Source organism: Zhongshania aliphaticivorans (genome assembly GCF_001586255.1).
GTDB classification, from domain to species: domain Bacteria; phylum Pseudomonadota; class Gammaproteobacteria; order Pseudomonadales; family Spongiibacteraceae; genus Spongiibacter; species Spongiibacter aliphaticivorans.
In genome coordinates this window covers 3,361,738-3,373,284 of record NZ_CP014544.1, presented here as the reverse complement: position 1 = coordinate 3,373,284, position 11,547 = coordinate 3,361,738, and the positions used below count along the sequence as shown (strand labels likewise).

Annotated in this window: 8 protein-coding genes; 2 read left to right on the top strand and 6 right to left on the bottom strand. The window is 51.5% G+C overall.

Features of this window, described 5'->3' with window-relative positions; genetic code table 11:
• Positions 1-71: 71 nt before the first annotated feature.
• Positions 72-1,466, bottom strand: a complete 1,395-nt coding sequence (gene miaB / locus AZF00_RS14965) for a tRNA (N6-isopentenyl adenosine(37)-C2)-methylthiotransferase MiaB (RefSeq protein ID WP_008251708.1) — start codon at positions 1,464-1,466, stop codon at positions 72-74.
• A 180-nt stretch (positions 1,467-1,646) separates the two neighbouring features.
• Here miaB and AZF00_RS14960 point away from each other — a divergent pair, with 180 nt between their 5' ends.
• On the top strand, positions 1,647-1,994 hold the full coding sequence (locus AZF00_RS14960; protein ID WP_008251707.1) for a DUF1820 family protein: 348 nt from the start codon (positions 1,647-1,649) through the stop codon (positions 1,992-1,994).
• 66 nt (positions 1,995-2,060) lie between these two features.
• Here the strand turns inward: AZF00_RS14960 and AZF00_RS14955 are convergent, their stop codons facing one another.
• The 5 genes from AZF00_RS14955 to AZF00_RS14935 all read right to left on the bottom strand — a co-directional run bounded on the left by AZF00_RS14955 (position 2,061) and on the right by AZF00_RS14935 (position 9,816).
• A complete protein-coding gene (locus AZF00_RS14955; RefSeq protein ID WP_040804164.1) occupies positions 2,061-3,338 on the bottom strand; it encodes an aspartate aminotransferase type Ic in 1,278 nt (425 codons plus the stop codon).
• A 162-nt stretch (positions 3,339-3,500) separates the two neighbouring features.
• On the bottom strand, positions 3,501-4,970 hold the full coding sequence (locus AZF00_RS14950; protein ID WP_008251704.1) for a DUF1631 family protein: 1,470 nt from the start codon (positions 4,968-4,970) through the stop codon (positions 3,501-3,503).
• Positions 4,971-5,104: 134 nt separating this feature from the next.
• The gene (gene cmoB, locus AZF00_RS14945; protein WP_008251703.1) at positions 5,105-6,076 is read right to left on the bottom strand and encodes a tRNA 5-methoxyuridine(34)/uridine 5-oxyacetic acid(34) synthase CmoB; all 972 of its coding nucleotides are present in this window, start codon (positions 6,074-6,076) and stop codon (positions 5,105-5,107) included.
• On the bottom strand, positions 6,073-6,795 hold the full coding sequence (gene cmoA, locus AZF00_RS14940; protein ID WP_008251702.1) for a carboxy-S-adenosyl-L-methionine synthase CmoA: 723 nt from the start codon (positions 6,793-6,795) through the stop codon (positions 6,073-6,075). The genes cmoB and cmoA overlap by 4 nt, the downstream gene beginning before the upstream one ends.
• 219 nt (positions 6,796-7,014) lie before the next feature.
• Positions 7,015-9,816 (bottom strand): Ig domain-containing protein, encoded by a 2,802-nt coding sequence (locus AZF00_RS14935; protein ID WP_008251701.1) that lies wholly within the window; start codon positions 9,814-9,816, stop codon positions 7,015-7,017.
• 496 nt (positions 9,817-10,312) lie between these two features.
• Between AZF00_RS14935 and AZF00_RS14930 the strand changes: the two genes are divergently transcribed.
• Positions 10,313-11,503 carry an ISL3 family transposase gene (locus AZF00_RS14930; protein WP_062382734.1) on the top strand — a complete coding sequence of 397 codons (1,191 nt, stop codon included), beginning with the start codon at positions 10,313-10,315 and terminating at the stop codon, positions 11,501-11,503.
• Positions 11,504-11,547 lie beyond the last annotated feature (44 nt).

The following is an 11,547-nucleotide window of genomic DNA, read 5'->3' as shown; positions in this document are numbered from 1 at the left end:
GCTATTGCGGCGTAAATTGGGAAATGTAGATCATAGGCCGGTTTGCATGAGAATCAAACCGGCATTAACAACTAGCGCATTTTGCCGCGCAGAGAGTTGGAGTAGGCCTGTAATATGTCCACGTCGACAAATTGGCCAATGACACTCTGATCGGTACAGGGAAAGTTGACCACCCTATTATTTTCAGTGCGGCCCTGCAATTCGCCGGGGTCCTTACGAGAAACCCCTGTTACGAGAATGCGCTGCGTAGTGCCGGCCATTTGCCGACTGATTTGCGCGGCGTTCTGCAAAATGTGGTGTTGCAGAATATCGAGGCGCTGCTTTTTAACTTCTTCGGGGGTTTCGTCCGGCAGCTGGGCGGCGGGGGTGCCGGGGCGAGCGCTATAGATAAAACTGAAAGAGTGGTCAAAGCCAATATCTTTAATTAGCTGCATGGTCTGTTGAAAGTCTTCATCGGTTTCGCCGGGAAAGCCAATAATGAAGTCAGATGACAAGCTGATGTTCGGGCGTATGGCTTTGAGTTTGGCAATTTTGGCGCGGTATTCGTCGGCGGTGTGGCCGCGTTTCATGGCCGCTAGTATGCGGTCGCTGCCATGTTGTACGGGCAGGTGCAGGTGGTCGACTAACTCGGGCACCGTGGCATAAGCCTGAATCAAGGCCTCGCTAAATTCCACTGGATGGGAGGTGGTGTAACGAATCCGATCGATGCCGGGTACCTGGGCAACAAAGTGGATGAGCTCGGCAAAATCGACGATATCGTCTTCGTGGTTTATACCGCGATAGGCATTGACGTTTTGGCCCAGTAAATTGACCTCCCGTACGCCCTTGGCGGCCAACTGCGCCACTTCGGCAATAACGTCATCAAAGGGGCGGCTGACTTCTTCGCCACGGGTATAGGGCACCACGCAGAAGGTGCAGTACTTTGAACAGCCTTCCATAATGGAGACAAAAGCACTGGGTCCATTGACGCTGGGCTCAGGTAAGTTGTCGAATTTTTCAATTTCAGGGAAGGTAACGTCGACAATAATCGGCCCCTTGGGCTTTTTGCTGTCGAGCATGGCGGGCACCCGATGCAGAGTTTGCGGGCCAAAAATAAGGTCGACATAGGGTGCTCGGCGGCCAATATCGCTGCCTTCTTGGCTGGCCACGCAACCGCCAACACCAATGATGAGATCGGGGTTTTTGGCCTTGAGTTTGCGCCAGCGGCCTAGCTGGTGAAAGACTTTCTCTTGGGCCTTTTCGCGAATTGAGCAGGTATTTAGCAGTAATACATCGGCTTCATTCGGGTCGTCGGTGGGAATCATGCCGTGGCTGACCCCAAGCAAATCCTGAATACGGGACGAATCGTATTCATTCATCTGGCAGCCCTGGGTTTTGATAAACACTTTTTTGGGCTTGGCTGTGGCCGTGCTGGCAATAAGCTCGGGCGCTGCTGGTGTGAGAGACGATTCGCTGGTTTCAGGCATAGGATTAGTTGACGATTTAGGGCCTTAAAGGCCGCAAATAAAATTGGGGAGGCATTATAGCCAAATTGTGGTCTAAAACCCAGAAGTGCAGTGGATTTGACAAATTTATGCTATCATCCGCGGCCCGGTTTTCCGGTGCGATCTCTCGCTAATACAGTGCTGCTAAACGACGGAAAGACTATGCCCCAAGCTCCTATTTACAAAGTTATTTTCAATAATAACAACAAGGTCTATGAACTCTACGCGCGGGCGATTTACCAAAGCGATATGTATGGTTTTATTGAGATCGAGGAGATTGTTTTTGGCGAGCAGAGCCAGATTGTGGTCAATCCCGGCGAAGAAAAGCTCAAAAATGAGTTTCACGGCGTAACGCGTAGCTATATTCCAATGCATGCGATTGTGCGGATTGATGAAGTAGAGAAGGAAGGCGCAGGTAAAATTGTCGATGTGGAAGGTGGCAGCAGTAATGTGCGGCATTTCCCCAGTGCGCCAGGTCGGCCGATTAACCGGACGCCGGATTCTGAGTAGTTAATAAATAGATGTAAAAAAGGGGGTAGCGATTAATCGCTGCCCCCTTTTTATTGTGTGGTCTACTTAGCTTAGGCGCTGACGCACCGAGGCTAATTTTACGCAGTTCACAAATACCGCCATGGCGCGGTCAATCTCGTCTAAGCTGGGTACACTGGGTGCAATGCGGATGTTTTTGTTGTCCGGATCTTTGCCGTAGGGGAAGGTCGCACCGGCTGGTGTTAATTTCACGCCAGCATCAGCCGCCAATTTAACAACTTCCTTCGCCAAGCCGGGCAAGGTATCAAAGGAGACGAAATAACCGCCCTGCGGCTCGTTCCAGCTCGCCATGCCAGTGTCCGCCAAACCTTCGCGCAGGTGCTTGAGTACAATATCAAAGCGGGGCTTTAGCACGGCGGCGTGGGCGCGCATATGCGCGGCGAGACCCTGGCTGTCTTTCAAAAAGCGAACGTGACGTAATTGATTGATTTTGTCTGGGCCAATTTGACTCATACCGAGGTGTTGGCTAAATGCCTTGAGGTTGCCCTTAGACATACCGGCAAACGAGACACCGGCGCCCGCATAAGTGATTTTAGAGGTCGAACCAAATAGGTAAACACTGTCCTCAGTGCCGTGGGCGCGACAGCGGTCCATGATGTTGGCCAGTTCTGGCGCGTCATCGCTGAGGCTGTGAACGGCGTAGGCATTGTCCCAGAAAACCCGGAAGTTGCTGCCCGCGAGCTTACCGAGCTGGGCGAGGCGGTCAACGACCTGATCTGAATACACGGTGCCCGTTGGGTTGCTAAACCGCGGCACACACCAAATGCCCTTGATGCTAGGGTCGGCTTTCACTAACCGCTCAACCGCGTCCATATCTGGGCCGTCGTCGTTTAGGGCAACGGGGATGAGCTCGATACCGAGGTGCTCGCATACGCTAAAGTGGCGGTCGTAGCCAGGTACGGGGGCGAGGAATTTCGTGGTCTTGCCTTCGCTGGCCCAGCTCGCGCCCAGGGCGCCAAAGCCTTGGTTTTGCGCGAAGAGCACGGCAAAGTACATTAAGGTTAGGCTGCTATTGCCGCCAATTAAAATCTCGTCATTGGCGACGCCCAATACCTCGGCAAAGAGGCGCTTGCACTCTGGAATACCGTCGAGGCCGCCGTAGTTCCGTAAATCGGTGTTGCTCTCATTGCTGAGGTCGTCACCCAGAATGAGGTTCATGGCATCAGATAAGTCGAGTTGCTCGGCGCTGGGTTTGCCCCGGGTAAGGTCGAGATTGAGGCCGGAGGCTTTAAACTGCTGATACTCCTGCGCTAGGGTGGTTTCCCATTCGCGTAGCTGCGTTGTAGAAGCTTGGTCGAGTTGCAAAGTCATCACCTTAAATACGTGATCGCGCATGGGCGCGATTTAACGAGTATGGAGTCGGGCCGAGCTCGCTCATGAAGAGCAAACTTGCGGGGCAAAATTATACCTATTTTTTGCTGCTGCCGTCACCCGGATATAAATAAATGCCGGAGACTAACGTTGAGTTTAGGGGCGATTGAGGCTCGCGCTGCGCCCAGAGGCAATCATGCGCAGTTGGTGTAACTCTTCGATCAGGGCTTGGCTAGCGGGGTAGCTGTAATTGATACGCGCCAAGCCTTCGCTGAGCTCAGTTTCAATATCTTTGCCCATCGCTTTGGCGCGACGCAGTTCAGACCAGTCGGCATGAGGTTTGATATACCAAAGTATGTCGTCAATTAACTTCATACTGCGACGCAGTGGCGTGCTGTTACTGCCGTGGCGTAACCAGTGGTATAAGACAATAGTGGTCATTGGCCCGTAGAGCATATTGTCAACACTGGTGGGGAGTTTGAGTTCTGCGGTCTTTTCGTCGAGCATCTCATGCACTTTGCGGCGCAGCCTAGTTAGGCGTTTTTGGCCAACGTCTGTGCTGAGGTTGCGTTTGTCGTTGAGTTTGATGCTTTGCAACAAGTGTTGGCAGCACTCGTCAACTTGTTTGCGAATCTGGGTGAAGTCGCTAGCCTGGATGTTGTTCTTTGCAAGCTTGCGGCTAATGATTTTAAGCGCCCCCTCAAATTGTAGGCGTTGGCTGCTGTCTGCATCATCCCAATGACTAAGGGCATTTACGATTTGTCGGCAAACTTGGCGGGCCGGGTGCAGCGAGTGCAAAAAGCTTTGGCGGTCTTGCAGGGCAATACTGCTAACTTGATTTTGCAGCGTATTCAGCCCTGCGAGGATGCTTGGCGATAGTCGGCGGCGGTTGCTCAGTTGGTGGAATATACTGGCGGCGGCCTCAATAAGTTCGTTGTCAGTGACCTCGATAGGCTTGGCAACACTGCTGGTTTCACGGTAGTCGTGCAATTTTAACAGTCGCTGCAAACGCAACTCTGTTAATGCCCGCTGCTGGGTTGTTAGGTTCTTTTCACTTAATTGGAGTTTGCTGTGGGCAATCCAGTCGGCAAGGTTGTGGGCGTTGATTGGTTTGGGCAGCGTCGCCGCCAAATTGTCATAAAGCTTGCTCAACTCATTGATAAATAGGCCCTGAAACATGGTGAGGGCTTGGTGGCGGTGCTGGGTGTCTAGGCGCAGTGGGGTCATTAAGTGCTGAAAGCCAGCCAGCAAGGTGATTGGCGCGATGGCGCGGCAAAAATACTGCAATTCAGGTTTTTCTTTCGCAAAACTGTCGTCGGGCAGTTTCTCTAATTGCTGAGCGAGGCGGTCAAGCTCCGGGTAATTGCCGGCTTCATAATCGCGCTTGGTGGTGAAGGCGTGATTGATATGATCGGCAAATAGGCGAAAGGCTTCGTCCTGTCCGGCCCTGACGGCGCGCTGCTGGTCGAGCAATTCATTTTGTTCGCTGCCAGAATTGGCAGTGAGGGCGCGGCGGTGGAAATTATCTTGTAGGCGCTCAAAATAACGGTACAGCTGCTCGCCAAACCACTGTCTTGACTGTGATTTGAGGCGGTCAACGAGTAATCCGGTATCGCTATGAGGCATGCATTGTCCAAGGCGCTACGTAATAGTGCGTATATCAATTTAATAAAGGTATCATATAAATGTCATGCGAGGACTAAGTTTGAGTGTTATTTGTTCAGGTTTTGACCAGTGTCACGCTTTGCTAGCGCCCAATTTTAGGGCGCTTCGGCGACAAATGTTGCTCTTTTGGGTGCGGGATAGCCTTCAATCGTTTTGCTTGGGTCCTTGGGGTCCAAGAACTCGGATAATGAGTGGAACTGCATCCACTCTGTGCTGCGCTGTTCGTTAATGCTGGTTTGGTTGACCTCGATCAGGCGAGGGTTTTTAAAGCCCGCCTTTTTTAGCCATGAGGCTAAGCTAGCAGTGCTGGGAATAAACCAGACATTGCCCATTTTGCTGTAACGCCCTTCGGGGACTAAGACCTCACCTAAACCGCCATCGATAATCAGTGTTTCAAGAACCAGCTGGCCACCACTACGCAGGGTGTCGCGCAATGCCAATAGATGGTCGAACGGTGAGCGGCGGTGGTAGAGAATACCCATTGAAAAGGTGGTGTCGAAGGCCTGGAGTTTGGCTGGTAGGTGTTCAATGCCCATGGGGAGAACGGCGACGGCCGGGTCGCTCAGGTATTTTTGCAAGGCAAAATACTGGGTGACGAATAGCGGCGTTGGGTCTATACCTACCACAAGCTCAGCTCCTGCGCCGCGCATCCGCCAGCAGTGATAGCCACTGCCGCAGCCAATATCGAGCACCGTGCGACCGGTCAAAGGCGCAATGGCATCTTTTAATCGATCCCACTTCCAATCTGATCGCCACTCGGTATCTATGTGCACGCCAAAGAGTTCAAAGGGGCCTTTGCGCCAAGGGTGCAGTCCCTTTAGGGCTTGTTCCAGAGTGCTGCGCTGGAGGTCGCTAATATCGCCGGTGGCGCCAACCCGCGATGAATCTAAGCAGATACCGCTTGGCGTGAGGCTTGGCAGGGCGGCAAGGGCTTCCTTCCAGCGTGGTAGATCGCCATAGCGCGACTCATTTAGTCCATTGCTAATCTGCTCCGGCAATAGCGCCGCCCATTCCGCGAGCTTTGGATTTTGGCTAAGTCGGGAGAGAAATGCGTGGTAATCCATCATTTAATGGCAACCAGCGAGGCGAAATTAAAGCACTGGAACCACACGTCGATACTGCTAAAACCAGCCGTTCGCAGACGTTGCTGGTGTTCTGTAAGGGTTTCCGGAATTAAGACTTCCTCTATCGCGTTGCGCTTTTGTGCAATTTCCAGCTCGCTATAGCCGTTGGCGCGCTTAAATGCGTGGTGCAAATCGGTGTTTAAGTCTTGTAAGTGAGCGTCGGCAAATCGAATCTTTTCAGACAGTATGAGGATGCCACCGGGGCGCATGGCCTCGCTGATTCTGTTAATTAGCGCTGCCCGCTCGGCGGCGGGAACAAACTGTAAAGTGAAATTTAAAACGACTACCGAGGCGTTGCTAATTTCGGTGTTTTGAATGTTTTCGCAGCGCAGGGTAATTGGCGTGACGCTATTAGTAATATAGCTGCGACAGCGTTCAATCATTGCCGCGGAGTTGTCTACCCCAATAATATTGCAGTCATGCTTATTAATTTCCCGAGCCATCGACAGGGTGCTAGCGCCCAGTGAGGAGCCGAGATCATAGATGTTGCTTCCGGCCTGTGCATAGCGGCCCGCGATAACCCCGGTCATCGCGATAATCGTTGAATAGCCAGGCACCGAGCGTTGAATCATGTCGGGGAACACTTCGACGACGTGTTCGTCAAAGGCGAAGCGGCCGAGATTGGCGTGGGGTGTGGCGTAGAGGGTGTCGGGTTTGGTCATGGACTGTTCGGCTGATGTCGGGATGTATGGCGCAAGAATTTTAGCGTAGTTAACAGTGCGAGGCGCCCATTAATTTTGGCATCTTAAGGCAATATGTTACTTGCAACTAAAATTGTAGTATTGAGCACCTTGCTGGGAGCCGTGGATTAAGCTTGGTCTGGTTGCGGAACAGGCTGGCTGAAAGCCAGCCTGTATTTATTGAGATCGCACAATTGTGTGCTATGGAGGGGTCACCGTTTGTGATACGGCTGCCTGGCCAAAGGATTGCACGCCGCTCGGCGTGGTCACGATAACCTCTAAGGTGCCTCCACCGGGTGCGTTCGACTGTTTTAGTGCAGTGACATAAACCGCTGGGCCATCGGCGATACTGTCAGCAACTTCCCATGAATTTGCACCTGATATGCTTCCAAATGTTGTGGTGATGGATACCGTTGTGCCCGCCGGTGGGCGTTTATTTCGTGCTACGCCTTCTGCGTCGGTGATGGTGATCATTATCGCTGCGTCGCCACCGTCAAGATTTGCAGGCGTCACATCTACATTGAAGCTTGACGCGCCAAATATAATTTTCATTTGGTTGCTGACATACAGTGTGTTATTTCCGCAATTTGCGTCACACAGTAGTCCGTCGTATAGGCTTCCGGTTGAATTTGGGTCGCTGCTGTCATTGCGGACGCCATCGTCATTAAAGTCTGCGAAAAACTCGCCGGCGTTATGTGTGATGTCTTCGTTGTCATCGCGGAAGGGTTCTAGGATATTGTCGAAGGCTTCACCGCTGTCGTAGCGCCCATTGCCATTGCTATCAGTGAAGTTTTCTTCGCCAATTGCGTATGCAAATACACTCACTTTTCCGTCGACCGGTTTCGGGTTTTGCGATCTTAGTGTTACTGAGCAAACGCCGCCAACCGTAAAGCATTCGCCGCCGGTGCCCTCGCCTGTGGTAGGGTCGCTGCCGTCTACTTGACCAATAGCGCCACCTTCAGTGTTGAATACAATTGCTGTTCCATCTAAAACTGGATTGTTAAATCTATCCGCAGCATGGACCGTAATGGTTGTGGTTTCGCCATTGCGGCTATTTCCTTCAATATTGAGGACAGAGGCGCTGATGGAAAAACTATCTTGATCTGGAATACCAGTGGTAATTGCAAGAGATGACGACTGTGCGGTTTTTTCCACACCGTTTTGCAGGGCTGTTGCAGTGACCCTGATCGGGGTTGCTCGCGTTCCGGCATTCACCGTCGTTGAGATTTCGCCGTTCGCGTCAGTGGTTTCTTGATAGCTACTTAAAAATGCATCTTTACCGTTATTTGAATCGCTTGCGATTGGGTCTCCAGTATTTAATGAGAGGTTAACGATTTGGCTTGGTAAGGGTGAGCCGTCCGCTGCGGTGACTTTAAATTTGACGATGGATTGTGAGTCAGAGGAAGGGCCTCCGGTGCCATTCAAGCGCAATACTCGAGGCGTGGCGCTAATGAACTGAATGCCTCCAATTGGGAGCTGCTCAGTCGCGATATCGATAGTAGCGGTTAATGTGCTTCCTGCGACGCTCGTTTGGGCGGTGACTATATCGTTGGGCTCACAGCCCCGCGCGGTGTAAATTACGGTTGCTTTGCCATCGCTGCTTGCGATAACGCTTGGGTCGATTTCTGCTAGGCCGGTGGCTTGGCAGTTTGAAGTGAAAAAGATATCGCTGGCGCCAGTATAGCGATCGTTATTTTGGTCAATTAAATCGACGGTGAGTTGTGTAGATTGACCGGCCTCAATCGTCCCGTTCACACTGCTTGCAATTGTGCCTTCATTGAAGGTTAGTTGATTAAAAGAGCCGAATCGAACCTGCAAAGGGTCTATTGTCAGTGTGCTTGTCGCACTTAGATCTTGTCCTTCATAGCGGGTTTCTGCAATGACGATATCTTCGCCATCGCAACCGTTTGCAGTGTAGTTGGCAGTGGCGATACCGCTGGCATTTGTTGCCGCGGTTGCGGTAATACTCGCTAGATCTGAGCCAACGCAGTTTGATGACGAGAATCGAACGTCATGGCCAACAACTGGGTTGGCTTGCCCGTCCTGTAGTTTCACTGTAAGGATAGCGGTTTGCCCTGTTTTTAAAGTGCTGGTGCTGGTTTTGATTAGGCCGTCTTTGAATATTCCGCCAACTATGGTGCCGAAGCGATTGTTGAAAGTCGTGGTGAGTACAACATTGGCGTTCAGGGCAACGTTGTCGACACTGGTGGTGGCGATAACGTTATCTTCGCCATTACAGCTCACTGAGGTGTATTGGGCCTGAATTAAGCCGTTGCTGTTAGTTACGCTAGCGGGTGTTATGGTCGCTAAGTTTGCGCTAATGCAGGTCGACGTGAAGGTGACGGAGGCAGGGTCGGTGTAAGGTAAACCATCGCCATTAATAAAGGAAACCTCAAGGTTTACCTTGTCGCCAGGCTGAAGGCTGGTGAAGTTGGCCTTAATTGCGCCGTCAACAAAACTGTTGTTGGCAAATGTGCCGAAGCGAATATCGGTAGTATCACCGCCGCCATTGCCGCCCCCTGTGCCAATGTCGCTGCTAGTTGCTAACGATACCGATGCAATTAATTTAGTATTGTTAATGGTTGTAGTGGCAACCACTGTGTCTGAGATATTACAGCCTTCGGCGGTATAAGTAACACTCACCAGTCCGGTGGCATTCGTTGTGGTGGCAGGGGTAATAGAGGATGCGCCATCGCTAACACAAGTGGAGGTGAACTCGATCTGCGCAGGGGTTGTCACCGGGGCGCCATTTTCGTCAACAAAAGCAACTCGCAGAGTGGTGCTGTCATTTTGTGCTAATTCGGTGAGGTCGCTTCCAATTACTCCGTCTTGAAATCCGCTGCTATTGGATATGCCGAAACGAACACTAGTATTGGTGTTGCCGCTGCCGGGGGTTTGGCCATTTGGGGTGAGTGATGGACCGTCGCTCCCTCCACCGCCACCGCATGCGGTAATTGTTGTGAGTGAGAGAGCCAGTAAGCTGGCACGCAACAAAAGCTTCATAACCGATATCCCCTATCAAGTATCACTTCCCTTGGGTTGTTCAGTGCCCAAGATTATATTTTTTATCAGTTTAATGTAGTAAGTCACTAACTATAAACGCATATTAGCTTAATTGTTGCGCTTTTGCGGCAAACTTGTGATGAGGGAGACAAAAGCGGATTGGTGTGATGCGTTTCGAGTTTTGGTTTTCGAGTAGATTTTGAAAGCAAGCTGCTTATAGGGCTGGAATTAAGGGGGCGGGTTGATCAAAAACAGGCTAGGGCCTGTTTCCGCCCCTGCGGGCTGCGCCACGTATTGAAAAGCATACATGGCTTGTCCCAAATACTTGGTCGCATTTGGTCGAACCGCGCCGCGGTTCTCATCCACCCGTCGGGGGGTGGTTTTTTTGAATAATGTGGCAGCGTTTAGTACGGGGCGGGGGCTCTTCATCATTAACGGGGGACACCGGCATTCATTAAACTGAATTTGCGAAGAAACAGTTTGATGGAGAATACCGATGTCCCACGCAGGAAGAATTATAGGCATACCTGGCCTTGAGATTGAACGGGTAGTCCGCAGGAAAGGGATCGAAGTCTGGGCAAAGCCTGTGCACAGGCCGCCTTGTAAGCATTGTCAGGGCAATGGCCTGAGGATTAAAGCCACGCATCTCAGGACGGTGAAGCACACTCGTCAGGGGAATCAAGTGATGACCTTGCACCTTCGAGTACCCAAGTACCATTGCCAGGAGTGTAAGCGCTATTTTCGTCACGCCTTTACCGGTATTCGTCCGCGTTTTCGCGCTTCAGAAGCCTATCGACTGGAAGTGTTCGAAGCCCACGATGGCGGTGTAACGCAGCGCAAGTTGTCTCGAACCCATCAAATCAGCCCAGCGACGGTAGAGCGTTGGTATCAGCACCATATTAAGCAAAAGCGTTCCGAGGGGGATCGCCGATATTGCCCTCGCGTATTAGGGATAGATGAGCATTTCTTTACCCGTAAAAAGGGTTATGCGACCACGCTTACCGACCTCAAGAATCACAAAGTGTTTGATGTCCAACTAGGACGATCAGAATTGAGTTTGCGCCGCTATTTAAAGGCCCTTGAGGGACGAGAGCGCGTTCAGGTTGTGGTGATGGATCTCTCGGAAACGTACCGCAGCATTGCCCGCCGCTACTTTCCCAATGCCGCGATCGTGGCTGACCGATTCCATGTGGTCAGGCTTATTAACCAGCACTTTTTAAGTGTCTGGAAGCAGCATGATCCTGAGGGCAGAAAGAACCGCGGTTTGATCAGTTTAATGCGTCGCCATCAATGGAATTTGCGGGATGAGCAGCACGCCAACCTTATGCAGTATTTGGCTGAGTACCCAGTGCTGCAAGCACTGTATGTGGCCAAGCAACGATTAATCCGATTTGTGTTGCTCAAGACCCTGACGCGCAAGAAAGCCAGCATCAAGTTGCCGGTATTCATGAAATTGCTTGATGAGCTAGCTGAGAGCCCGCTACGAGCGCTAGCTAACACATTGCGCTCCTGGTTGAAGCCCATTGTGGCCATGTGGCGATTTAGTAAAAGTAACGGAATAACTGAGGGCTTCCACAACAAAATGGAAATGATGACACGACGAGCGTATGGTTTTAGAAACTTTGAAAATTACAGGATGAGAGTGCTGGCCCACTGCGGGTGGGACGGAGTGATTAACAGGGTTTGATGAGTGCTATCCCCCGATAATGGGGTAGAGCCGGGGCGGGTTAA